Raw genomic sequence first — 22,286 nt, forward strand, 5'->3', positions numbered from 1 at the left:
ATTGTTCTGTTAAAACGGTAAATCATCATCCGAGATATCAGCTGGACTTCCACTAGACTCAAATGGATCTCTATTCGAATACTGACCACTATTCTGATTGCTAGATTGATTTGAATTGTATTGTTGAGTATTTGGCTGTTGATAGTCTCCGTTTGATTGTGCGCTGTTTTTAGAGCCAATAAAGGTAATGCCATCTACTATGATTTCATCACGATAAATCATCTTGCCGTCTTTTTCATGATTGTTATTTTGTAAGTGTCCTTCGAATGCGATTTGGGAACCTTTAGAGAAATTATCCCTAATAAGTTCTGCGGTCTTGTTGAACGCCTTGCAGTTAAACCAATCTGTTTCATATTCATTGGTTTGTTTGTTCTTGAATTTCTTTTTAACAGCAATACTAAAACTGGCCATTGTTCCGGCTGCATTTATTTGTGGATCTCTTCCTAATGTTCCGATGATGTTTATTGAATTCATTTACCAAACCACCCTTTCACTTTGCTCTTTACTTTATCCCAACTCGTTTCTTTCTGATTAGATCGTGATTCCACCTGTATTTCCGGAGCAATAAGCCGAATGTTTCTCACATCAATGGTTTGAGCATTTAAAATTCCTGAGGTAAATCTTTCGTGATGCTCCGTTTTCCTTAAGATTTTCTTTTCTAGTTCATCCGAATACTTCTTATCGAATTCACTTAGAGGTTTACCTTTTGTAATATTTTTTATAACGCGTTTAGCTATTTTATTTTTAGTACGCTTATTCATTTTTTATTAGCCTCCAAGAATTCGATTAGTTCCCTTGCTACTTCTTCAGTTAATTCAGTTTTGTATTCTTCATTATCAAAGAACTTAACGAGTACTTGATGTGTCTTTATTGGTTCTTTTTTGATTTCGTAATTCCCAATGATATAAGCAATAGCAAAAGCATTATGGTTTTTGTCATTTTTCCAAACCCATTTAAATACATCGGGGATTTTTCTAGCTCCTAGATATGCACCGTATAAAATAGGTGGGATAGATTTATTTTTCTCTTTCTCTATGAAATCAGCAACAACCTCCGGAATCACTGGTAGTTCTACAATTGAATGTTTTTTAAGATAGTTATTTTCTTTTAACTTTCCAAAAAGTTCTTCTTTATCAAGTCTATATTGGTCGTTCATATATTCCCAAAAAGTGTCTTCAGAAAATGCCAATTCGTTTCCCTTAAAGAATGTCACTGTCGAAACTGGAATGTAACCAGCAAGTTGCGCTTGCAAAATAGCGTTTATGCCATCAGCAGAAAACGGATAAGATTCTGCTAATTTATTTAATGCTTGTTCTTCCGTGATTTCTGGTTCGTCTAGTTTTTCAACTATTTTTAAAGCTTCGTTTATTCCTTCGAATTTACCTACAGCACTCAATCTTTTTCTTGAATCAACCGGATAATCATTGTAATTACCTTCTAAAGATCTAAGTCTAATTAATTCAACTCTCAACTCTTCTTTATTCATTCATCCTCACTCCATCCATTATCTTTATTTATTAAATCTAACTGGAATTTATAACCATTAGCTGTATTCTGCCATTCCACCAAGTCGCCTTTAAGGTCCCTAATTTCTTGCTTAGCAGTATTGATATCCTTTTCTTTCTGTTCAATTCTATATTCAGTCATGAAATTTACGAATTCCAACCGAGTATTATCAATCAATAAATAGATTAAACCAATGATCATACCTATTACGATGAGCGATGGTATTATTGTTATTAGTAAATTTTTAATCTTTAATCTCATTCAACATCCCTCACTCTCTCCAAAAGTTTAATCTGCCGAGTGAATTCAATTTGTTCTGATTCATTAAATATCTTGATTGCATAAGCTTTGTTTCTATAAAGACCAGCAATTGCTAAATCAATGTTGTTCCTGATATCAACTCCATGAGCAGCTATTGAATGAATTCTTTTTAGTTGGCCAATAGTTAAAGTGTCAGGCCGTTGGAACTTAACGGACTTCATAAAAGCTTTATCGTCTGCTAAACCTTTATATTTTTCAGGATTAATTTCATCCACGAACTTATCGTTTCTTTCTGCTCCTACCCATCTACGTCTAGTTCTTTCGCTCATACTATCCCTCGAATCCTTTGTTTTATTTTGCCCTTCTCCGCCTGGTCCATAACTAGTAAAGCAACATCCAAGATCTTGCAATTCAAGACCTCGGCAATTTGATAGCTGCTTTTATTGTCGCTCCACATTTCAACGAATGTCTTAACTTCTTCTTCATCCCAAATGAATCTAGCATCTTCCAAAATCAAAACTTTCTTTGTCATTTTTTATACTCAACCCATGCTGCAGCATAAGGAGCAAAATACTGTCTAGCTTTGTCGAGATCAATCACTACTGCAGCTTCTTTTGTTTCCATTTCTTCCGCAATATCTTCATAAGTCATTCCGTCACCCAAGTATTCAAGGATGGTTCTTGGATTCAATTCAACATTAGGTGGCATAGTTAGTGAAGATGTATCTCTAATAAATGAATCGACATCATCAATTTCAACAATGAAGTCTTTGTATGATTTGTTATTAATACCGTCAATGGCCAACTGCTCTTCTTTTACTTCAACTACTACTCCTGATCCGTCAACTACATATTTCAAATAAGGTGTTTCATTTTCAACATCATACGGAATACGGTAGCTGATTACTGAAGGTTGGATAACCACATTGACTGCTTCGCCAATTAATTGATTAATACTTTCGAACTTACCATCTAATGATCCATTTTCGATTGAAAGGACAATTTCTTGTTTGCCACCCTTGTTCATTTTTACCGCTTTAATTGTTGGTCTGAATTCTACTGTTTTTGTCATTTTATTTTTCCTCCTTCATAAATGTAAGCCAATGTGTTTTACTTCTTTTGTTTCCAAATAATGGTCTGTAATTTATTGCTTTTAATACATCCTTCAAAGGAACTTGTGCTTCATTCCATTTGAAAATTAAAGTTCCTGTTGGTTTTAAAACTCGCATACATTCGTCCATTCCACGTTTTATATCATCTGGCCAGTTATCTTTATCTAACTGTCCGTACTGTGCTCTCATGATGGAATTCTTTCCAGCCCACTTTAAATGAGGTGGATCAAAAACAATCAAGTCATAGATGTTATTCTCAAAAGGCATGTTACGAAAGTCGCCAACTACATCTGTTTTTACATTTACTTTTTTACCATGTATTTCATACTGCTCTTCACGAATATCCATATAAGTTGCGAACTCATTATTCTTGTCAAACCAAAATAATTTTTGAACCACAACAAACATCAAGAATTTTCATATATTAATACTTTCCTTTCTATGCGATACTTAAATAAAACGAGGTGTGTCTTAGAATGAATATTAATAACTTTTTTGAATATTTTTTAATTTCCGGGAAATGGTTTATAATTTATACCTTTCCGTTCTTTACACTACTTTTCCTCCTTATAAGAAAAGTAAATTTTAAGATCCAGAAAAAACGGCAATCTTGGCTCTACTTTTGTGAAATTTATTATGTTTCTTTATTTTTAACTATGATATTTACTAATCTACAAACAGGTGTTTTCTGGCTATGGAAAAGTTCAGAAAATCTAGACACAATATTAAATAGATTTTTTATTTGTTATGGAATCTACCAAATATTTGTACTTGTCAAAAGAAAATTAGATAGTTCTGCTAATGCAGATTCTTATCAATCCATGAAAACTTTCCTAAATCGATTAATTATTTATAAAGAAGCAGACATGAATAAAGAGTTTGTTTCTTTAGTTAAAGAGTATGAAGATAAGATAGTTATAGATAAAATAACAATGTTAAATCCTATTTGCTTAGATACTTTTAATAAGACAAAACAGTATGATTTTAACGATGATAAACTAATTATTTTTCTTAAAGTCGAGTCAGAACGCTTAGATCACAATATTCAGACTGAGGCTTTTAGTTGGGTTGAGTCTTTCTTACTCAATATATTTAAATAATTATTAAAATAATTCAGTTTGTATTTCACCCAGCGTTCTAACAGTGATTTCAATCCTCGGTTTACTCGAGTAATACTTCCTAGCGATCAAATCAACTATCTGGCCATCATCTTTCCAAATGATTCCTTTCATTGCATCCAGTGGACCTTTTGCATAATTATCAGCATCTGGTTTGGTTACTGGTCTAAGTTGGCCAATTTCAGCAAGTTCCATATTTCTCTTGCTGAAAGATTTAAGACACTCTTTATAAATAAGTATTTCAACTTCTAATTCGCCTTCAAGTAGCTGCTTAGGTTTATGCTGCATTGCGTGATAAGCAACTATCCTTTTATAATCAACACTTTTTTTAGGATCATATGCTCTTGCGTGGCCACCAATAGTTGTGAACTTTGGTCTTCCTTGTGGTACTGGCTGACCAGGTACAGTGATTTTAATTTCCAATTGATTTAGTCCTTTCTGAATGATTGTATTTTTTTGAGACGTTCCATTAATTCTTGTTTGTCTTCTTCTTTCATTGGCTTTTCTTCAACTTGCTGATTTTCTTCTTTTGCCCACTCTGGAAGAGTTTCTTTTCTAGTTGATGTAGCGTTGTTGTAGAATGGTTTCTTGGTAGGAATGACAGCTTTATTTGCTTGAATTTTCATTTGATCATATTTTTCTCTAAGCTTCTTGGCTGATAATATAATCCCACTCCAGAAATCATTTGATTGAGACCAGTGAATCATGTTGGTAACTTGTTCTGGCTTTCTGTTATCTATCTCAATCATTTTTCTAATGTCATCAGACCAGGTCTGCAGATTCGGTGATCTTGCTTCTGGATTATTGTTTTGAATTTCTTTAAAAAGAGATAAAGCCAATTGATAATAAATTGAATTTTCGTCGTAAGTCCGCCTTGCGGATTGTCGACTATTATCTTTATTCTTTGCATTATTAGCATTCTTTGCATTATTAGCATTCTTGATTGTGGACACTTGATGGACAGTTGATGGACGGTTGATGGACACTTGTTGGTCACTGGCTTGGTACTCGTTCCAGTTTTTTACTGTAACCACGCTGTATTTCGTAGTTGATTTGATGGACAACATTTGCTCTTCTTCGAATTTTTTTATCCATCTCCATAACGTACGTCCGACAATCTGTTGGTCACGCGGTACTCCTTCATTGAATTCTTTTGCTATAGCATCGCGCCCTGTGACGAATTCACCGCTGGACACGACTACTTCTTTTCCGTTAAATAAAAACTTGTTTCCACTATGACTAGCCTTCATTAAACAAAGCATCCAAAGCTTTAGCATATTTGGATTTGTCCAAACGAATGAATTAGTTATTTTCCTATAAAGTTTTATATAACCAATTTCCACTCCGCTCTACACCTCCTATGCTATATAGACTGGAACACCAGTTAATTCTTGTACCTCACGTTTGAATAGTTCTTCATCGCTATTTGAATCTGATAAGTGAAGAAGCCAAACTTCTTGCAGTTGATTGCTCGTATTCACTTTTATAAATTCTTTTGAGTTTTCAAATTCAAAGTGACTTGTTAAAATTCGATTCTTTAAATATTGCGCGACTTCATTTTCTTCAACTTTTTTCCTAATGATATCTAATGAATAATTCGCTTCAATCATCATGTGAGTAATACCTTTGAATTTGTACTTCACATAATAGGTATCAGTTACAAATAATAATTGTTCACCTAATTGATTCTTAAAAAGGAAACCAGTTGGTTCTGCAGCATCATGATTCACATCAAATGAAGTGACTGCCCAGGAACCGATTTGTACGCTCTTACCTATTTCAAGTACAGTTGCTCGATGATTTGGTACGCTTAATGCATTTAAAGTTCCTTTTGAAGCAAAAATATCAATTGAAGTGGTGTTCAATACTTTCTTGATTTCTTTTGAGTGATCACCATGTTCATGAGAAATACACATTCCGGCCACTCGTCTAAAATCAAACATCATTTTTTGTTTAACCAGTTCTAGCTTGATTCCACATTCAATTAATACCTGGGAAATGCCATCATCTATTAGATAAGCATTCCCAGCACTTCCACTACCAAAAGATTTTATGTTAATCAAAAGGGATCTTGTTCAGTTGTAGCTTCATTGTTTTCATGAACTGGTTCGTTATTTTCTTCTTGAATTTCTCCTGTTTCAACATCATAAGCAGGAACAGTTGGCTCAACATCAGGTTCAGTTTCGAATTCAATCGTATTGGCACTCTCTGAGACATCTTTACGCATAGTCTTAAAAGTTTCATCAGTAGCAGTTTCATAGTTCATAGCTACATAGGCATTTTCAAAGTTCTTAGGATATTTTTTAGTAAGGTTATTTCTCATTTTGCGAACAATCATAGACTCTCGGCTTTGTGGTTCTTTCCAAGCTGGACTAATGTATTTACTTAGATCATCAGTTGCTAGAAGGTCTTCTAAAGATTTGTCCTTCATTAAATCTTTAACTTCTTTTTTCTTTTCATCAATCTGTTTCTTTTGTTCTGGAGTAGCATCATATTTTGATTTAGCAATTCCAAAAGTTTCCGTCATCAGATTATTACTAATATGTGCAGACAGATTTCTCACAACGTCATCACGTTCAGCGATTAAATATTCAACTGTCCCATCTGTTTTTGAAACTGGATAAACAATCCGTACTACTTTTCCTTTTCCGGTTGGTTCCCATTCTGGAGGAGTAGTTTCTAGACCCTTCATTTTCGGATAGGTGAATCCGTCATGTTCTCTAACTTCCCAGAATTTATGAACTTGTTTAATACCACGTCCGAATCTTGAAAGAATGGCATCATTCCCATCCCCTTCAATACCCATTTCAAGAAGCGTTGCCCATGTATTTCCTACTTTCTTTTTGCGGGTCATGAAGTAAACTTCTCTTGGTGTTGCTGTTGCATTCAATTGGAGTGAAGCAATTTGTAGAAGTATTTGCGTTAGTGTTTGTTGGTCCACATTGCTAATAGTCATATTAGATTGTTCTAAAGTGTTATTGATTTCAGCCAAAGCATTCATCACACATTGCTTTTGATAATCACTCATGTTCACACCGTTACCTTGAAGTTGGTTAGTAATCATTGGCAAATAAGTATCATTCACCTTTGCTAGTTTTGTCTTGAAACCTTCTTTTTTTGCTATTTCGGTTGTCATATTATTTTCCTTCTTTCTATTTCTTGTGATATTTGAGATACTCTTTAAATAGGGGGAATTAATTTGAACATTTTAATATACATATTACTTTTATTAGGCTTGGCTTATCTTTATCAAATAATCACAACCTTTTTTAAAATATCTAGAATAGAAAATATCTTAAAACAATTACAAGGATTTATAGATAATTGTGAAAATATACTTAATGAGAATGAGTACGTCTCTAATTACCGCAATGATTTTACTTATTATTATGAAAATTCTAAATCACTTTTAGAAGAAAAAAGTGATAAAGACCTTTATATTAATACTCTCTCTATTTCCCCACAAATCAGAGAATTAATTCCTGATCTCAGCATGAATTCACTAAGTTACAATAATAATCTGTTTGAAAATTTTCAGGCAGCAAAATTTATTCGTAATGAGCTTTTTATGGTAGAAAGTGAAACTAGATTTGATTTAAAAAAAAGATATAATCCTTTATTTATATTAAAAATCATATTAAAGCTACCCTCTTCAATTCTTACTCATATAGGATTTGATGCTAAAACAACTTCTAAAAATCTTATAAATATGATTTTCTGGCTGATAACTTTTTTAACTTCTTTATTTTCCTCTGAAATTAAATCGCTAATATTTAATTTTATTAAAATAATTTTATAGGATTTAAAAAAGTATTCATTATTGAAAATCCTTGTACGTTATGTTGTTTTGTTTAAATTTATCTTTGCACCTCCACTTTAAACACCGGATCATCACTAACAATCAAGGAAATCATTTGGGCTTGTGTATCAATCAATTCATTTACTGATTCAGCGTTATCGACAAAGATTGGGGCAGATACCTGGTAATGATTTGAAAGAGTATTGATAATATCTAACCCAACGTTGATTCGCGCAGCGTTGTTTAAGTTGGTGCTGTATTCAGAACCGCCATAAGTTGCTTCACAAACTTCATTAATCCCGCCATTCTTTTGAATATCGAATAATTTAAAGTTGGCCATGTTAAATTTTGCGTTGATTTCTTTCTCCAAGAGTTGAACTTTACGTCTAGTAAATTCATCTGTAAGATACTCTTGACGCTCAAGTTCTTCATAAGTTGAAGCTAGATTACTGTGTTCATCCTTCAGTTCTTGGACACGATTCAATTGTTTTTCTTTTTGACTGAATAAAGAAAGTTGCTGTCTAGCTGAATCAACTGCAGCAGATGATTCACGGATAAGATTGTTGTACTCTTCAATTTCAGATTGTGTAGAAGTTTGTTCCTCAATCATTGATTGCGTTACTTTTTGAATTTCAGCAATGATTGCTCTGCTTTCTTTTGAATCTTCGAATTGTCCATGACGTTCTTTTGTTAAACTCAACTCTTCTTTGAATCGATCCAATGAATCTTTAGCAATATCACGTTTAGAAATTAAAGAGTGAAGATCGTTAGTTAGTTTACTTATTTCACCTTCAGCAATTTCAATTTTTGAAGCAACTGCTTTTCCCTGTTCAAGAATGCTTTCAACCTCTTCAGATTTCTTTTTATTAAAGGTTGCCTTCATTTTCTCAACTTGATCACCAGGTAAATCTTGGCCACACATTTGACAAGACGTTTTATGTTCGTCAAACGATTCAACATTTCTCTCTTTATACGTTTCTAACAAATGAGCTTTAAAGTTCTTTTCTCTTGTTAAGTTTTGTTCGGCATTAGCAATCTTTGTTTCTACTTCCCAGACAGTTTGTTTCTTACCATTTAAATCGACTGTCAATTTATTAACATCATTGATAAGTGTTTCAGTAGATAATTGGTTCGTTTGAAAGAAGCGAGCCTTTTCTTCAGTTAACTTCAAATCAAGTTGGCCACGTTTGTTTTTTAAGTCAGTGATTGCCCCACCGTTTTTTAATTCAGCGATTTTATTTTGCGCTTCTTCAATTTTGTTTTTATTTGTTCCGACTAGATCATTTAATTGTTCCTGGTCAATTCCTTCAGTATTTGGAATGGCTCTTTCTGCTTCATCAAATCGTGCTGTCATTCCATCGATAGAATTAGCAACGTCTCTTTTCTTAGCTGAAATGATTTTCTTTTGTTCCTCAACGCTACGGCCATCAAGAATTTTAGTTAGTCCAGAAAGTTCTTCATTCTTTTCAATTACTTCTTCATCCGTTACGCCATCAACTAACTGAAGCAAAACTTCTCTACGCTTAGTCCAATCAAGAGAATTGAATGCTGCAGGATTAGTTAACAATTTGAATGTGCCTTCATCAATCAATGCATCGATGTATGACCGAAATTCTTTTGCTGTGTTGCACGGAACCTGGTTAACGTAGTACTTTGTTTTATCCGACTTGCGTTCTTTTTCTGCACGCCCTTTGATTTTGGACCACACTTCAACAAGTTCACGTTTTAATAAAATGCGTTGGCCATCTACCATTAGTTCAGCTTCAACAATTGGTTCCTTACCTAAAATTTCATTACGATCTTTATCAAATGGTTTAGCTTTGAATTTGGACCTTTCAGCACTGTCTTTCCCAAATAACAACCACAAGAAGCCATCATATAAAGTTGTCTTTCCTACTGCATTTTGAGCTGATACATCTGCGTTGATACCGTCTAAAACTAGTTTGTAATCTTTTAACCCTTTGAAGTTTTCGTAACGAATCCAATTAATTTTGATATCTTTCAATTCATTCACTCCTTATGTGTGCTATAATTTCAGTATAAAAATATTGTTTCACCGACTGATTGGATGGCTGTCCTTTCAGTCTTTTTGTTGTGCCAACATCTTTTCTCCTGTTTCAAATAAAAATTCTATCGAATTCTTAGCAGCTAACTTCTTACTACTAATCAACTCATTATCTTTATGAATAGATACTTTATTGAAATCAGTCATCTTAGTAATCCTTGCTTCAAGTTTGCCCTCCTCTTTGCTGTAGTAATCAACAAAGTTTTTGTTTTTAAACTTCCACGGCATAAATTTTGCCTCCCTTCAATTTACCCAGAATAGAATTAACAGAGGTAAACAGATAATGATCATTGCTGCAATGAATCCGTAAAATATATAAAAGTCTCTTTTAGCTATTCTTTTGCTTCCAAAGAAGTACATGTTAGATGACCAGATTAAATTTTTAATCGTTTCTAGTGACATAACATTTTTTCCTCCTTCTTTTTTCGTTCTCTCTCTTCTGCAGAACTTTGAAAAATCGCAAAAACTTTATCTGATAATTCTTTAGGAAGTACAAAACCTTCCATAGATTCTAATTGAGTGCCATCTTGTAAAACATTGATTACTTTGTAGTAAGCCATTGTTTACACCTCCTTACTTAATTCCTAACACTTTAACTATTGTCAGTAATATTTCATTTGCTTTCGGACCTGTTTTTTTTCCGTTTAAAATATCATTTAAATACTTATAATTTTCATCTATCAACATTGCTAGGTGATTTTGCGGAATATTTTTCTCTTTTAAATGAGTTAATATTTTTTTTCGTAAAGCTTGTGTTTCTGGCATTTCAATTAGCCTCCTTTTTTATTTTTAAATTTATAAGCTAATTTATCAGCTAATCGTTGACCAGAAATAGCTTTTATGCTATTATGAATCCATAGCAAATAAGCCATCTAAAAGCACTTTTCTTGAACGTTGGGGAACGTAACAGATATTGTTTTGGTCACTTATTAGCTGATTAACTAGCTCATGAACATAGTATAATAGCTTAAAAGTTATTTGTCAACGACAAAATAGCTTAAAAGTCATTATTTATTTTTGTGAGCCTATGAAAGGTGAGTATCATGGGAATAGTAGAGAGAATAAAAAAGTTATGCGAAGAGCATCACACTAATTTTGCTGAGGTTGAAAGACGTGTCGGGATCTCTAATGGTCAAATTAGAAGATGGAACACTGTTTCTCCTAAATTAGAGAACGTAGAAAAAGTTGCTGATTATTTTGGTGTCACAGTTGATTACTTGAGAGGGAAAGAACCTAAAAAAGATCTTCCAACTGACTTAGACGAAATATTGGATGGCATGATGAGTTTCGATGGAAAACCTATGACTGATAATGATAGAGAATCAATCCGTGCTTATCTTGAAGGAAGATTTAGCAATAAGTAAGGAGGATAATATGAATGATGTTTTTGATATACTTCAAAAATACGAAATTGAATTGGTTTTAATAAATATTGAGAATGACGGATATTATGATCCGGCTCTAAATATTATTTTCATTAATCAATTGTTAGATGAGGAAAAGCAAAAGGAAGTTATTCTTCACGAACTAGGACATGTGATTAATCATAAAGACTTAGCTTCTTTATATAATAATCCTTCTTACCGTACTAAAATGGAATATGAAGCCACAAAGTATATGATTACATATTTAATTAATGAATCAGATGGCCAATTTAATTACTCTGACGTATTGCAGAATTACAACTTGGGTTTAGGTTGGGAATGTAAATTTAAATAAAAAAGGCCCAAAACTGCTGGAACAGTTCAGGCCTGAGTTCTATATCTCTATCTCAAATAAAGTATACCATATTTTATTGGAGGGATTAGAATGAAAAAAATACTTAGTTTGCTTTTATTTACAGTGATAATGGTTGGTTGTTCTTCTCAAGAAAGCATTAATCGTGATGATTTTGCTGAGACTACTTCATTTGTAACAAATAACTTCGATACAGAAAACATAGCTCAATCCGATACTAAAGAAGATTATTTAAAAGATTACGATAAAAAAGAATTAGCTAATGAGGTTACAGTTTATTCAAACCAAAGTAACCAAATTGCTTACATTCAATTTAGAGGAATAACTGCTGATAAAGCAGAATTAGTTTTAAAAGAAGTTGGATTACCTAAAGAAGAAAAAGATGATATAAATTTACTAGTTAGCAAACCGGACGAATTTGAAACAAAGCATAACCAAAGATACTTATCTTATGTATTAAATGATGAGATAGGAGTTCATCTAGTAGCTTTTGAAAATGAAATTGCAGATACGATGAATTTGAATGGGATTTATACAGTAAATGTTTTTTATAATTTAAATATATACGACGATTTTATGAGTGAATAAATAATTCAAAATAAAATACAAGGAGTGATGATATGTCCAACAAAAAAATAATACCTTTTGACATAACAAAGAAGTATATGACTTATTCAGATTTGTCACCAGAAGATTATCGTGAAGTGGGCGGCATCGTTGCTCCGTTTTTTGATTCTTTATACGTCGATAAATATGATAATACTATTGGTAAAACTAAATCTGGTAAAGAAGTATTGATTCCAAAAAAATAAAAAAGAACACTCCTATCACCGACCAAAGCTAAGGAGTGTTCAACAAAAAATTAACCCGTATTAAAGGGCTCTTTTCTATGCCCTATTTTAACACAATAGGAGTGTGTTTGTATGAAAAAAGTAGCAATCTATGTAAGAGTTAGTACACAAGATCAAGCTGAAGAAGGTTATTCAATTGAAGAACAAATAGATAAACTAACTAAATACTGCGATATTAAAGACTGGTATGTTTACGAAATATATAAAGACCCTGGGTTTACTGGAAGTACAATAGATCGTCCAGGAATGAAAAAGCTCGTTAATGATTCTAAACAACATAAATTTGATACAGTTTTAGTTTATAAACTTGATAGGTTATCCAGGTCCCAAAAGGATACTCTTTACTTAATTGAGGATGTATTTGCAAAATATAATGTTGATTTTGTTTCGCTAAGTGAAAATTTCGACACTTCAACTGCATTTGGAAAAGCAATGATAGGTATCCTATCCGTTTTTGCCCAGCTTGAAAGAGAACAAATAACAGAGCGTATGCAGATGGGTAAAGTTGGACGAGCTAGATCTGGTAAAGCAATGGGATGGACAAGGCCTCCATTTGGATATGAATATACTGAAGGGAAATATATAGTAGATGATTTTAAAGCAATAGTTATTAATAAAATTTATAAAGAATATCTGTCTGGTATTTCTATTACAAAACTTCGAGACAAATTAAATGACGAAGGACATTTAGGGAAAGACATTCCTTGGTCCTACCGTGCTATACGATCTATTTTAGATAATCCTGTCTATGCAGGCTATATGAATTTCAAAGGAGAAGTTTATAAAGGAAACCATGATGCAATTATTACAAAAGAACTATTTGATAAAACTAAAACTGAATTAGATATTCGCCAGAAGCAAGCATATGCTCAAAATAACAATCCACGTCCTTTTCAAGGTAAATATATCCTTAGTGGTTTAGCACGTTGTGGCTACTGCGGAGCTCCTTTAGAATTGATGCTTGGAAACATTCGCAAAGACGGTACTCGGCTAAAAAAATATAAATGTACTAATCGCATAGTGAAATCTAGAGTCACCTTTTACAACGATAATAAAAAGTGTACTTCTGGATTCTATCATATGAATGACTTAGAAGATTATGTAATTAACGAAGTATCAAAATTACAAAAAAACCCTGAAACTATTTTTGAACGAACTGAAATAAAAAATGAGAATCATACAGAAATTTATGAACATAGAATTGTTGTGATTGATAAAAAAATAAAGCGATTATCAGATTTGTACATGAATGATCTCATAAATTTAGAAGATATGCAGTTTAAAGCAAAAGCACTAAAAGATGAAAAAGATCATTTGTTAAATAAGTTAAATCATTCTGAGCACAAATTAGAAAATGTAAAAAAAGATAAAGCTATCCTCTTTTTGAAAGATATAGAAAACAACATAAATGATGAAACCTATGAAAATAAAAAGAAAATTATTAATGTATTGATAAAAAAAGTTGATGTCAAAGCTAATGAAATCAAGGTTATTTGGAATTTCTAAATAAACATATTTACTATATATGATTTCAATCAGTGTGAATCCTTGTTGATTCAACTGTTTTAATTTTTTCATAAAATCTCCTCCATCATTGTGAAAGTTGGCAATAATAATGCTAGGTAAACACACATAATAAAAAAGGCAATCACTAAAAATATAATCGGTTGAATCCAACTAAATATCTTTTGGATTTGAAGCGTTAATCGTAATTGACAATCATTTGCATAAATGGCTAGTTCTGTTCCTAAACGACTGGTTGCTTCACCGTGCATAATAATAAAACCAAGTTCACTATTAAAAAAAGGAAAACTATTCATAGATTCTTTAAAATCTCGACCTGTCCTCAACTCTTTTTCCATCTTGTGTGCGACTTCTTGCATGAGTTGCGTTGTTTCTTTCGATTGCATTAATTCAATAATTTTATTCATTTGATGACCACTTTTTAATAGTTGACTCCACTCATAGCTAAATAAATTTGTATAATACAACTTTAATAACGTAGAAATAATAGGAATTTTCATAAAAAAAGTAGTCCGTTGAATGGCCGTCTGTCTTCCCAATTGATAGCGAATGAGGAAGATGGCTAATAATACCACGATAGAACTAATCCCTAAAAAAGCTGGGAAATAGTAGACGAAGCCAATGGCCATATTATTCACAATGGACCCTTTTGTCGCATTCATTTGTTCATAATTAGGTAAGATCATGTAACGGATGGCCATTAAAATCCCGATCATAAAAAGCAATAAAAATAGTGGGTACCGCAATAACTTTGTTAACTGGCTCTGTTGTTTCGTTTTTTCTTCTAAGTAATTCCCACTCGCTGCTAAAGCTTCTGTAAGATTCCCATGGATAAAAGCTAGATAGATTTGTGAAGAAACACGTTCAGAAAATCCTTGCTTTTTAACAGTACGGTCAAATCGTTCTCCATTCTCTAATTCTTCAAGAATGGCTTGGATCCAATGTGCCTCTTTTGGTAAGATCATTTTTAAAAATAATAAAGCTTCTTTTAAAGAAAATCCTTCGGTCATCAATTCAGATAGTTTGATTAAAAATGAGGCTTGGACTGGCAATGATTTTTTTTTAGGGAATTTGGAACTGGATAAAATTTTTTCCACTGATATAACCATATGCGTACGCCTTTCTTAATAATAAATTAAAGGATCTAGTTTGTTTTTTTTGGATTTGTTCTTCTGTTTGCGTCTGATTAAGATACTGTTTAAGTTCATTTCTCGATAAAACATCATATAAAATTGCTCTTTTCTCAGATAATTCTATATGAGAACAAGCAGGCACACAGTCTCCTTTACAAAAGGAGCAATATCTCGGAATCAACTTTTGAAAGACAACGCCAAGCAGGGTTTGTTTTAGTTGCTCTTGAGTTACCCCTAGCTCCAATAAACGCGAGATGACCCCAATAGTATTTTTTGCGTGCACGCTAGCTATGATCAAGTGACCAGTTAAAGCACCTCTTATAACCATCTTCGCTGTTTCTTCATCTCGTATTTCTCCAATGATAATAATATCAGGATGATGCCGCAAACTAGATTTTAAAAGTGTTTCATAAGTGATTCCAGCCTTCTCATTTACTTGCGTTTGTAAAAAAAGGGGTTCTTCAATTTCTACGGGATCTTCGACCGTTATAACTTGTTGCTTGCTTGTCAGGTAACTTTCACGAACAAGCTGATACATCGTTGTTGTTTTGCCTGATCCAACTGGTCCTGAAAAAATAAGTAAACCACTATTAAATTGTGCCAATTGCTCGATTAATTTGACTTCTCGTTTAAAATAAGTTGTTTTTGCTAAAGATACATGCATGGATTGATTTAAAATTCTGATAACCATCGACTCTTGAGAACGAAAATTTGTGATTGTAGAAAAACGCAACGCTACCGTCTTTTCTTCAACTATCAGTTGTGCTGCTCCACTTTGTGGTTTTCTTCTCTCCCCTACGTCCATGTTTGCTAAATATTTAAAATAGGAGATAAATCGTTTCCCTTCATCTTCGGTCACAGCATTCCAAAAACTCATTTTTCCGCCAATCCGAAAGTAGAATCGGTATTGAGTATCTTCAGGTAAAATGTGAATATCACTTGTTCCGGTTTCTTGAGCTTTAACAATTACATATTGTGTAAACTCTTCAATTTCCATTACTCGCCTCCTTTCCCAGTATTATTGTCTTGTTAATTTAAATATGTGCAATCGTTGAGGTATTTCGTTATTCTTTTTACTTATTTCAGAACAAAAAAAATCTTTGCCTTTCTAGTGTTACTAGAAAGGCAAAGATTTTTTTGTTCAACGCTTATAATTCAGCATTGTGGAAGACTTCTGATACGTCATCATCTTCTTCAAGTTTATCAATCATTTGGTTAAATAAAGCTTTTTTATCTTCTGGTAATTCAACGGTTGTTTGTGGAATCATCGTTACTTCAGCTTGTGCTAATTTATAGCCTTCTTTTTCCAAAGCGTCACGCACGTCTGGCAAATCAGAAGGGTCTGTATAAATTTCAAATACTTCATCTGACGTTTCCATTTCATCTCCGCCAGCTTCTAAAACGCTCATCAACATTGTGTCTTCGTCTATGTCTAAACCTTCACGTTCAATTGCAATGTACCCTTTACGATCGAACATGTAACTAACAGAACCTTTTTCACCTAATGACCCACCATTTTTATTAAAAGCTACACGGACATTGGTTCCCGTACGGTTTAAGTTATCCGTCAATGTGTGTACCAAAACAGCTGTGCCTTTTGGACCATAACCTTCATAGATTACTTCATCATAATTTTCATTTTCACCAGTTGCACTACCTTTTTTTATAGCACGTTCAACATTATCATTTGGCATATTATTTGATTTAGCTTTGTCCATCACCATACGTAATGAAGGATTTATGCTCGGATCAGGTCCACCACTTTTCACAGCCATGTAGATTTCTCTTGATATTTTTTGGAATACTTTTCCGCGTTTTGCATCTTGTGCATTTTTACGGCCTTGGATATTGCTCCATTTTGAATGTCCTGACACTCCAAACTCCCCATTTCATAGTATAAGTGTATTAAGCTAGATTAAATAGCCCTACTTATTTTATCAAAAAACTAGCTATAGAGCAACTGTGCGCCAATTTATCTACCGTTTTATCTTTTTAAATGATGGCTTCTTTTTTTTCTTTTTATAAATGAACACGAAAAATACTACTGCAAGCAGAATACTAGTCAATGCTCCTGTAGCGTCCAGAATAACATCTTCCATCAAAGGAGTCCGATCCGGTGTGATACTTTGATGGAACTCATCAAAAGCGGCATAGCCAGACGCTAACAGCCATGAAACGAACGCAGACAACCAGATGCTTGTCATTTTATTTTTCAATCCTAAAAACCAGCACAAACCTAATAAAAAATAAGTTCCAAAATGAGCTAATTTCCGAATAAAAAATTCAATGAATGCACTATACCCTTGCGCAGCAATACTCACTTCACTGCCTGCATAATTAAATTGTATTAGACCTAAAAGATCTTTCAGTGGTTCCTTAGCTAAAATTTTATCTAACACACCTGTCAATGATTGTTCTCCATAAGGCTGAGAAGAACTGTAAAATAATACCACCATTATAACAAGAGCTAGCGCGATAAAAAAATTGTCTTTTGTAGTTGAACGCATCAGCATCTTCCTTCTTTCACGATTTTTTATTGACATTCATTTCACTTCTTCTTTAAGCTAACAATTTCTATTTTACAGTATAGTGATCGACTTTTGATAGTTATTTTCGGACTAAAGTTAGTCAATGTTTTTTTGCTTTGTTTAACTACTGCTTTTGAAACTACAAGAAACTAGAGTATAATAGATTTATTCGAATCAGAAAGGGAGTTACGCTATGAAATACAGTATGACATGGGATCTTGAATCTATTTTCCCAGGCGGTAGTAAATCACCTCAATTAAAAGAAAAATTAGTCCTTATTCGTGAACAGCTAGATGAACTATCTTCTCTTATCACCAAGTGGGATACTGAAAAAGACAGTCCCGCTTTTAAAGAGCTATCAGCTATTTTGCTTGTTCAAGAAAAACTAACAAAAGGATTGTCTCAAGTGTTCACCTTTATCGAAGCTGTTCAATCTGCGGATGTGTCCGATAAACAAGCAGGAACTATTTTTGGACAAGTCTTTGAATTGAGCAGTGCATTTAGTACTATTCAAACGATTCTAACTAAAAAAATGGTTGCAATGCCTGATGATAGTTGGAATGATCTGGTTGAACTACCTGATTTTAAAGAAATCAAATTTAGTCTAACTGAAACACGTATACAAGGTAAGGAATTGTTGAGTGAAACAGAAGAAGCTTTGATTAATGCTTTATCTATCGATGGATTCCAAGGGTGGAGCGATCATTACGATTCATTGGTAGCGACTATTGAGATTCCATTTGAAGACAATGAAGGTCAAATCCAACTGTTGTCTGCTGGTCAAGCTTATAATAAAATGAATACCGACCCAGATGCAAAAGTTCGCGAACAATTATTTAATAAATGGGAAGAAACTTGGGGCAGTATGGCACCTTTGTTTAGCGACACCTTAAATCATTTAGCTGGTTTTCGTTTAGCAGACTATAAAGCTCACGGTGTGAAAGATTTCTTAAAACGTCCTTTAGAATACAATCGGATGAAACAAGAAACCTTAGATACTATGTGGAAAGCTGTTAGTGATCACAAACAACCTTTCGTTGATTATTTAAATCGTAAAGCTCAGTTGCTTGGAAAAGATAAATTATCTTGGCAAGATACAGAAGCACCTGTGATTCTTGGAAGTGCACAAGCTAAAGTTTATCCATATGACGATGGGGCTGACTTCATTGTAGATAATTTCCGTAAATTTAGTGGGAAAATGGCCGACTTTGCTCAACATGCTTTTGATCATAGTTGGATTGAAGCAGAAGATCGAAGCGGGAAAAGACCTGGTGGGTACTGTTCAGAATTGCCAGAAAGTAAAGAATCAAGGATTTTTATGACTTATGCAGAATCGCCAAGTGAAGTATCCACATTAGCTCATGAATTAGGCCATGCTTTTCATAGCCACGTGATGACTGATTTGCCAATTCTAAACCAACAGTACGCCATGAATGTTGCTGAAACAGCCAGCACATTTGCTGAAATGATTGTTGCCGACGCAACGGTTAAAGAAGCTACTTCAAAGGAAGAAAAAATCACTTTATTGGACACTAAAATGCAAAATGCCTTAGCAATGTTTTTAAATATTCATGCGCGTTTCTTATTTGAATCAAGGTTTTATGCTGAACGTCAAAATGGTATCGTGACAGATGAACGTCTTGGAGAATTGATGGAAGAAGCTCAAAAAGAAGCGTATCAAGACTCACTAAGCGAGTACCACCCTCATTTTTGGGCTAGCAAACTTCACTTTTTTATTGCCGACGTTCCTTTCTATAATTTCCCGTACACTTTTGGTTATTTATTTAGTTTAGGGATCTATGCTCGTTCGTTAGAAGAAGGTGCTAGTTTCGAAGATAAATACATTGCGTTACTAAGAGATACAGCAGCTATGTCTACAGAAGATTTAGCGATGAAACATTTAAATGTCGACTTAACCAAACCAGATTTCTGGGAAGCTGGTATTGCAATTATGAAAAATGATGTTGATACTTTTATGGAATTAACAGAAGAATACGTGAAATAACAATAAAAGTACCTCTAAACAGTCCATTTTATCTGTTTAGAGGCTCTTTTTAGTTATTATTGGTTGTTTTGTCAGGGATAAACATAGTAATGTGACGAGGCAGTACTTGAAGAGTCAGAGGCAACTCAAATCCTTCATCTCCATCAATATTACTAATTAACTGCGTATTTTCTTCTGTAATAGCTATTTTACCTGATTTAAACTTTCTATACAGCGTTTCATTTGCACCAGCTGCATTTCCTGAAATCACTTTAGGAATTAGTTTAACCTTATCCAATAAAGTCTTTCCTTTTAATGCAATTAAATGCAAGTATCCATCATCTGTTTTTGCATGTGGAATCATATTTTCAAATCCTCCCACAGAATTTGTTAAGGCAATCAGTACCAAACTAGATTCTTGTTCAATGACTTCATCATCTATAGTTAATTTAAAAGAGTAGCTTTGGCTATCATTAAAGGCTTTAGCTCCTTCAATAAAGTAAGCTAATGATCCTAATCTTGTTTTTTGGTCAACCCCTACATTTTTAACCGCTTCAGGAATTTTTCCAATTGCAATGACATCAATAAAGTAACTTTCATTTACTTTACCAATATCTAATTCTTTTGTAACAGCTTCTGGTAACATTCGAATAGCTGCTTCAGGATTCAAAGGAATTCCTAAGGCGCGTCCTACATCGTTGACTGTTCCTAAAGGGATAATACCTAATTTTGGACGGTACGCTTCTTCTGCTAGTCCACATATACATTCGTTGACTGTTCCATCACCGCCCATAACGAAAACAGCTTCTACACTTTCTTTAGCAGCTGCTTTAGCAAATACTTCAGCATCTCCGCCTTTAGTCGTTTCTTTAATTACTACTTCATCATACATTGATTCTATGGTATCTAAAGCAAGCGCAGCATACTCTTTTCCCTTTTCTCCTCCAGAAGAAGGATTTACGATTAATACAGCTTTGGTCATATCCCATCAACCTTTCTAATGTTACGTTTTTGTAGGTTTAGTTTAGCGTAAGACTTGTTTGATTGCCACAAAAAGACATTTCTTAAACAAACTAATAAAAGCAATTACTACAACAACAACCTACCTTAATTTGACAAAACAAATAAATAAAAAAATCGTTACCGATTGGCAACGATTTTTTTATTTTTTAATAACGTCCGTATCCTACAAGTTTAGGTCCCCAATAAGAAGAGCTAACTGAAGTGTAAGCAACGCCTGTACTACTTTGTGATCCAATAAATTGACCATTTCCAACGTAGATTCCTACATGAGTGATTGATCCGCCACTACTAAAGAAAACTAAATCTCCAGGTTGTGGATTTGACACTTTAGTAGAAGATGCATATTGTGCAGCTGCTGTACGTGGCAAAGAGATTCCAATTTTTGCAAATACGTATGAAGTAAAACCAGAACAGTCAAATCCATTGGTTGTTGTTCCACCCCATAAATATGGTGTGCCCATCACACTAGTTGCATGTGGTTGCAATTTTGACCAAGATGTACCTCCACTTGTAGACGGTGCTGGAGTTGTAGGCTTAGGAGCCACAGGTGTTTTCGCTGGTGCCTTAGTCTCTGTTTTTGCTGGCGTTTTTGCTGGCGCTTTTGTTGTAGTAGGTGCATTCTCAGTTTTCTTAGTAGTCTCTGTTGGAGTAGAAGCTACGACTTCACTTTCTTCTACTACTTGAGGTTCTTCAGCAGACTCACTTGATTCTGCAACTACCACTTCTTCAGTTTCAGAAGTTTCATCTACGATTGGTTCTTCAGTTTCTGCTGCTTCATAACTTGCCAATACAGCTAACTCTGCTGCTTCTTGAGCAGCAGTATATTCAGCTACTTGACTTTCAGCTTCAGCTTTTTGTGCAATGTATTTCTCTTTATCTGCTTGTACACTAGCTGTTTCGATAGCTAATTGAGAAACCACGACTTCTTTTTCTAATAATTGTTTTTCCATTTCAGCTTTTGCGTTTTCCAGTTGAGCTGCAAGAGCATTTTGTTGTACGATTGATTGCTCAGTTTGTTCTTTCTTTCCAACAACAGCTTCTTTATCATCTGCTTGTGCTTGAACAAGATCTTTATTTGCTTTTACTAAATCAGTGACTACATCTATTCGTCCAATTACGTCAGACATTGAATCAGCTTCAATAACAAATTCTATGTAGTTTTTTGTATCTCCATTGACTTGTACTGTACGGGCTTGATCTTCAAGTTGTTTACTACGTTGTTCAATCTTTTCTTCAAGAGATTTAATTTCATTTTCTAAAGTTTGTTTTTCTTTTTGAGATGATTCAATTTCTGCTAATAATGAATTAGTTTTATCTTTGTTTGAATCGATTGAATTAGTAATAGTTGCTAATTCTGCTTCTGTTTCGCTTGATTGAGTTTGTAGAGCATCAACTTTTTGTTGAGCTGCTTCAATTGCTGCTTGTGTTTGGGTTACTTGTTGTTCAGATTCAGTAAGTTTATTTGTAGTAGTTTCAGCGCTAACGGCAGTTGGTAGAATAAGCGAACTAAAGGTCATGGTTCCTAAGATTGCAATAGTTACTAGTTTTTTATTCACGTGTTTTACCCTCCAAATAGAATTCCTGCTAATTAAAATCTTACTATATATTAAGATTCCTTAACGAATTTCAGTATAACATAAGACATG

29 protein-coding genes and 1 pseudogene are annotated in these 22,286 nt (G+C 33.7%); 8 read left to right on the forward strand and 22 right to left on the reverse strand.

Annotation, left to right across the window (positions count from 1 at the left end):
• Positions 1–9: 9 nt before the first annotated feature.
• The 8 genes and pseudogenes from CAT7_RS04295 to CAT7_RS04330 form a co-directional block, all read right to left on the reverse strand.
• Complete coding sequence (locus CAT7_RS04295) at positions 10–474, reverse strand: single-stranded DNA-binding protein (RefSeq protein ID WP_007722340.1); 465 nt, start codon at positions 472–474, stop codon at positions 10–12.
• Positions 471–761 (reverse strand): hypothetical protein, encoded by a 291-nt coding sequence (locus tag CAT7_RS04300; protein ID WP_007722342.1) that lies wholly within the window; start codon positions 759–761, stop codon positions 471–473. The genes CAT7_RS04295 and CAT7_RS04300 overlap by 4 nt, the downstream gene beginning before the upstream one ends.
• Complete coding sequence (locus CAT7_RS04305; protein ID WP_007722343.1) at positions 758–1,486, reverse strand: DUF1642 domain-containing protein; 729 nt, start codon at positions 1,484–1,486, stop codon at positions 758–760. Before CAT7_RS04305 ends, CAT7_RS04300 begins: the two co-directional genes overlap by 4 nt.
• Complete coding sequence (locus CAT7_RS04310; protein WP_007722344.1) at positions 1,483–1,767, reverse strand: hypothetical protein; 285 nt, start codon at positions 1,765–1,767, stop codon at positions 1,483–1,485. The genes CAT7_RS04305 and CAT7_RS04310 overlap by 4 nt, the downstream gene beginning before the upstream one ends.
• Positions 1,764–2,096, reverse strand: a complete 333-nt coding sequence (locus CAT7_RS04315; RefSeq protein WP_007722345.1) for a hypothetical protein — start codon at positions 2,094–2,096, stop codon at positions 1,764–1,766. The genes CAT7_RS04310 and CAT7_RS04315 overlap by 4 nt, the downstream gene beginning before the upstream one ends.
• Entirely contained in the window at positions 2,093–2,299 is a 207-nt protein-coding gene (locus tag CAT7_RS04320) for a hypothetical protein (RefSeq protein WP_007722346.1), read from the reverse strand. The genes CAT7_RS04315 and CAT7_RS04320 overlap by 4 nt, the downstream gene beginning before the upstream one ends.
• Positions 2,296–2,838, reverse strand: coding sequence for a hypothetical protein (locus tag CAT7_RS04325; protein WP_007722347.1), 543 nt, complete (start codon positions 2,836–2,838; stop codon positions 2,296–2,298). Before CAT7_RS04325 ends, CAT7_RS04320 begins: the two co-directional genes overlap by 4 nt.
• Before the next feature lies 1 nt (position 2,839).
• Positions 2,840–3,299, reverse strand: a pseudogene (locus CAT7_RS04330) (class I SAM-dependent methyltransferase).
• Positions 3,300–3,354: 55 nt separating this feature from the next.
• Between CAT7_RS04330 and CAT7_RS04335 the strand changes: the two are divergent.
• Entirely contained in the window at positions 3,355–3,978 is a 624-nt protein-coding gene (locus CAT7_RS04335; RefSeq protein WP_007722351.1) for a hypothetical protein, read from the forward strand.
• A gap of 3 nt (positions 3,979–3,981) precedes the next feature.
• Here the strand turns inward: CAT7_RS04335 and CAT7_RS04340 are convergent, their stop codons facing one another.
• From CAT7_RS04340 to CAT7_RS04355, 4 genes are read right to left on the reverse strand one after another with little or no spacing between them, the layout of a single operon-like run.
• Positions 3,982–4,419 (reverse strand): RusA family crossover junction endodeoxyribonuclease, encoded by a 438-nt coding sequence (locus CAT7_RS04340; protein WP_007722352.1) that lies wholly within the window; start codon positions 4,417–4,419, stop codon positions 3,982–3,984.
• Between the two features lie 5 nt (positions 4,420–4,424).
• Positions 4,425–5,339: a hypothetical protein gene (locus CAT7_RS12510; protein WP_007722353.1), complete on the reverse strand. Its 915-nt coding sequence runs from the start codon at positions 5,337–5,339 to the stop codon at positions 4,425–4,427.
• Between the two features lie 15 nt (positions 5,340–5,354).
• The gene (locus CAT7_RS04350; protein ID WP_007722358.1) at positions 5,355–6,059 is read right to left on the reverse strand and encodes an MBL fold metallo-hydrolase; all 705 of its coding nucleotides are present in this window, start codon (positions 6,057–6,059) and stop codon (positions 5,355–5,357) included.
• Entirely contained in the window at positions 6,056–7,132 is a 1,077-nt protein-coding gene (locus tag CAT7_RS04355; RefSeq protein ID WP_007722359.1) for a hypothetical protein, read from the reverse strand. Before CAT7_RS04355 ends, CAT7_RS04350 begins: the two co-directional genes overlap by 4 nt.
• A 63-nt stretch (positions 7,133–7,195) precedes the next feature.
• Between CAT7_RS04355 and CAT7_RS04360 the strand changes: the two genes are divergently transcribed.
• On the forward strand, positions 7,196–7,795 hold the full coding sequence (locus tag CAT7_RS04360) for a hypothetical protein (RefSeq protein WP_007722360.1): 600 nt from the start codon (positions 7,196–7,198) through the stop codon (positions 7,793–7,795).
• Positions 7,796–7,853: 58 nt separating this feature from the next.
• Here the strand turns inward: CAT7_RS04360 and CAT7_RS04365 are convergent, their stop codons facing one another.
• The 4 genes from CAT7_RS04365 to CAT7_RS04375 form a co-directional block, all read right to left on the reverse strand.
• A complete protein-coding gene (locus tag CAT7_RS04365) occupies positions 7,854–9,800 on the reverse strand; it encodes a hypothetical protein (RefSeq protein WP_007722361.1) in 1,947 nt (648 codons plus the stop codon).
• 75 nt (positions 9,801–9,875) lie between these two features.
• Positions 9,876–10,088, reverse strand: a complete 213-nt coding sequence (locus CAT7_RS04370) for a hypothetical protein (RefSeq protein ID WP_007722363.1) — start codon at positions 10,086–10,088, stop codon at positions 9,876–9,878.
• Between the two features lie 164 nt (positions 10,089–10,252).
• The gene (locus CAT7_RS12380) at positions 10,253–10,420 is read right to left on the reverse strand and encodes a BOW99_gp33 family protein (protein ID WP_007722370.1); all 168 of its coding nucleotides are present in this window, start codon (positions 10,418–10,420) and stop codon (positions 10,253–10,255) included.
• A 13-nt stretch (positions 10,421–10,433) separates the two neighbouring features.
• Positions 10,434–10,625: a hypothetical protein gene (locus tag CAT7_RS04375; protein WP_007722377.1), complete on the reverse strand. Its 192-nt coding sequence runs from the start codon at positions 10,623–10,625 to the stop codon at positions 10,434–10,436.
• Between the two features lie 278 nt (positions 10,626–10,903).
• Between CAT7_RS04375 and CAT7_RS04380 the strand changes: the two genes are divergently transcribed.
• From CAT7_RS04380 to CAT7_RS04400, 5 genes are all read left to right on the forward strand, one after another.
• Entirely contained in the window at positions 10,904–11,224 is a 321-nt protein-coding gene (locus CAT7_RS04380; RefSeq protein ID WP_007722382.1) for a helix-turn-helix domain-containing protein, read from the forward strand.
• A 10-nt stretch (positions 11,225–11,234) separates the two neighbouring features.
• Positions 11,235–11,579 (forward strand): ImmA/IrrE family metallo-endopeptidase, encoded by a 345-nt coding sequence (locus CAT7_RS04385; RefSeq protein WP_007722384.1) that lies wholly within the window; start codon positions 11,235–11,237, stop codon positions 11,577–11,579.
• 90 nt (positions 11,580–11,669) lie between these two features.
• Positions 11,670–12,185, forward strand: coding sequence for a hypothetical protein (locus CAT7_RS04390; protein WP_007722386.1), 516 nt, complete (start codon positions 11,670–11,672; stop codon positions 12,183–12,185).
• A gap of 32 nt (positions 12,186–12,217) precedes the next feature.
• Positions 12,218–12,409 (forward strand): hypothetical protein, encoded by a 192-nt coding sequence (locus tag CAT7_RS04395; RefSeq protein ID WP_007722389.1) that lies wholly within the window; start codon positions 12,218–12,220, stop codon positions 12,407–12,409.
• 111 nt (positions 12,410–12,520) lie between these two features.
• Complete coding sequence (locus CAT7_RS04400) at positions 12,521–13,954, forward strand: recombinase family protein (protein WP_007722391.1); 1,434 nt, start codon at positions 12,521–12,523, stop codon at positions 13,952–13,954.
• A 68-nt stretch (positions 13,955–14,022) separates the two neighbouring features.
• On the opposite strand, the gene comGB is transcribed toward CAT7_RS04400, so the two are convergent.
• From comGB to CAT7_RS04420, 4 genes are all read right to left on the reverse strand, one after another.
• Positions 14,023–15,081: a competence type IV pilus assembly protein ComGB gene (comGB, locus tag CAT7_RS04405; RefSeq protein ID WP_007722393.1), complete on the reverse strand. Its 1,059-nt coding sequence runs from the start codon at positions 15,079–15,081 to the stop codon at positions 14,023–14,025.
• Positions 15,035–16,102: a competence type IV pilus ATPase ComGA gene (gene comGA, locus CAT7_RS04410; protein WP_007722395.1), complete on the reverse strand. Its 1,068-nt coding sequence runs from the start codon at positions 16,100–16,102 to the stop codon at positions 15,035–15,037. The genes comGB and comGA overlap by 47 nt, the downstream gene beginning before the upstream one ends.
• Positions 16,103–16,253: 151 nt before the next feature.
• Entirely contained in the window at positions 16,254–16,979 is a 726-nt protein-coding gene (locus CAT7_RS04415) for a YebC/PmpR family DNA-binding transcriptional regulator (protein WP_007722397.1), read from the reverse strand.
• A gap of 102 nt (positions 16,980–17,081) precedes the next feature.
• Positions 17,082–17,612, reverse strand: a complete 531-nt coding sequence (locus CAT7_RS04420; RefSeq protein WP_007722404.1) for a VanZ family protein — start codon at positions 17,610–17,612, stop codon at positions 17,082–17,084.
• 214 nt (positions 17,613–17,826) lie between these two features.
• Between CAT7_RS04420 and CAT7_RS04425 the strand changes: the two genes are divergently transcribed.
• A complete protein-coding gene (locus CAT7_RS04425) occupies positions 17,827–19,638 on the forward strand; it encodes a M3 family oligoendopeptidase (protein WP_007722405.1) in 1,812 nt (603 codons plus the stop codon).
• A 49-nt stretch (positions 19,639–19,687) separates the two neighbouring features.
• Here CAT7_RS04425 and CAT7_RS04430 read toward each other — a convergent pair whose 3' ends face one another.
• Complete coding sequence (locus CAT7_RS04430) at positions 19,688–20,599, reverse strand: diacylglycerol/lipid kinase family protein (protein WP_007722406.1); 912 nt, start codon at positions 20,597–20,599, stop codon at positions 19,688–19,690.
• Positions 20,600–20,786: 187 nt separating this feature from the next.
• Complete coding sequence (locus CAT7_RS04435; RefSeq protein WP_007722407.1) at positions 20,787–22,196, reverse strand: C40 family peptidase; 1,410 nt, start codon at positions 22,194–22,196, stop codon at positions 20,787–20,789.
• Positions 22,197–22,286 lie beyond the last annotated feature (90 nt).

Source organism: Carnobacterium sp. AT7, from assembly GCF_000171855.1.
Lineage (GTDB): Bacteria > Bacillota > Bacilli > Lactobacillales > Carnobacteriaceae > Carnobacterium_B > Carnobacterium_B jeotgali.

Excerpts from the sequence above, each read along its gene's own strand:
- CAT7_RS04400 (WP_007722391.1), top strand. The coding sequence starts at position 12,521 with ATGAAAAAAGTAGCAATCTATGTAAGAGTTAGTACACAAGATCAAGCT.
- CAT7_RS04335 (WP_007722351.1), top strand. The coding sequence starts at position 3,355 with ATGAATATTAATAACTTTTTTGAATATTTTTTAATTTCCGGGAAATGG.
- comGB (WP_007722393.1), bottom strand. The coding sequence starts at position 15,081 with ATGGTTATATCAGTGGAAAAAATTTTATCCAGTTCCAAATTCCCTAAA.
- CAT7_RS04315 (WP_007722345.1), bottom strand. The coding sequence starts at position 2,096 with ATGAGCGAAAGAACTAGACGTAGATGGGTAGGAGCAGAAAGAAACGAT.
- CAT7_RS04355 (WP_007722359.1), bottom strand. The coding sequence starts at position 7,132 with ATGACAACCGAAATAGCAAAAAAAGAAGGTTTCAAGACAAAACTAGCA.
- CAT7_RS04390 (WP_007722386.1), top strand. The coding sequence starts at position 11,670 with ATGAAAAAAATACTTAGTTTGCTTTTATTTACAGTGATAATGGTTGGT.
- CAT7_RS04385 (WP_007722384.1), top strand. The coding sequence starts at position 11,235 with ATGAATGATGTTTTTGATATACTTCAAAAATACGAAATTGAATTGGTT.
- CAT7_RS04430 (WP_007722406.1), bottom strand. The coding sequence starts at position 20,599 with ATGACCAAAGCTGTATTAATCGTAAATCCTTCTTCTGGAGGAGAAAAG.
- CAT7_RS12380 (WP_007722370.1), bottom strand. The coding sequence starts at position 10,420 with ATGGCTTACTACAAAGTAATCAATGTTTTACAAGATGGCACTCAATTA.
- CAT7_RS04305 (WP_007722343.1), bottom strand. The coding sequence starts at position 1,486 with ATGAATAAAGAAGAGTTGAGAGTTGAATTAATTAGACTTAGATCTTTA.
- CAT7_RS04325 (WP_007722347.1), bottom strand. The coding sequence starts at position 2,838 with ATGACAAAAACAGTAGAATTCAGACCAACAATTAAAGCGGTAAAAATG.
- CAT7_RS04425 (WP_007722405.1), top strand. The coding sequence starts at position 17,827 with ATGAAATACAGTATGACATGGGATCTTGAATCTATTTTCCCAGGCGGT.
- CAT7_RS04380 (WP_007722382.1), top strand. The coding sequence starts at position 10,904 with ATGGGAATAGTAGAGAGAATAAAAAAGTTATGCGAAGAGCATCACACT.
- CAT7_RS04295 (WP_007722340.1), bottom strand. The coding sequence starts at position 474 with ATGAATTCAATAAACATCATCGGAACATTAGGAAGAGATCCACAAATA.
- CAT7_RS04420 (WP_007722404.1), bottom strand. The coding sequence starts at position 17,612 with ATGCGTTCAACTACAAAAGACAATTTTTTTATCGCGCTAGCTCTTGTT.
- CAT7_RS04395 (WP_007722389.1), top strand. The coding sequence starts at position 12,218 with ATGTCCAACAAAAAAATAATACCTTTTGACATAACAAAGAAGTATATG.
- CAT7_RS04320 (WP_007722346.1), bottom strand. The coding sequence starts at position 2,299 with ATGACAAAGAAAGTTTTGATTTTGGAAGATGCTAGATTCATTTGGGAT.
- CAT7_RS04375 (WP_007722377.1), bottom strand. The coding sequence starts at position 10,625 with ATGCCAGAAACACAAGCTTTACGAAAAAAAATATTAACTCATTTAAAA.
- CAT7_RS04310 (WP_007722344.1), bottom strand. The coding sequence starts at position 1,767 with ATGAGATTAAAGATTAAAAATTTACTAATAACAATAATACCATCGCTC.
- comGA (WP_007722395.1), bottom strand. The coding sequence starts at position 16,102 with ATGGAAATTGAAGAGTTTACACAATATGTAATTGTTAAAGCTCAAGAA.
- CAT7_RS04300 (WP_007722342.1), bottom strand. The coding sequence starts at position 761 with ATGAATAAGCGTACTAAAAATAAAATAGCTAAACGCGTTATAAAAAAT.
- CAT7_RS04370 (WP_007722363.1), bottom strand. The coding sequence starts at position 10,088 with ATGCCGTGGAAGTTTAAAAACAAAAACTTTGTTGATTACTACAGCAAA.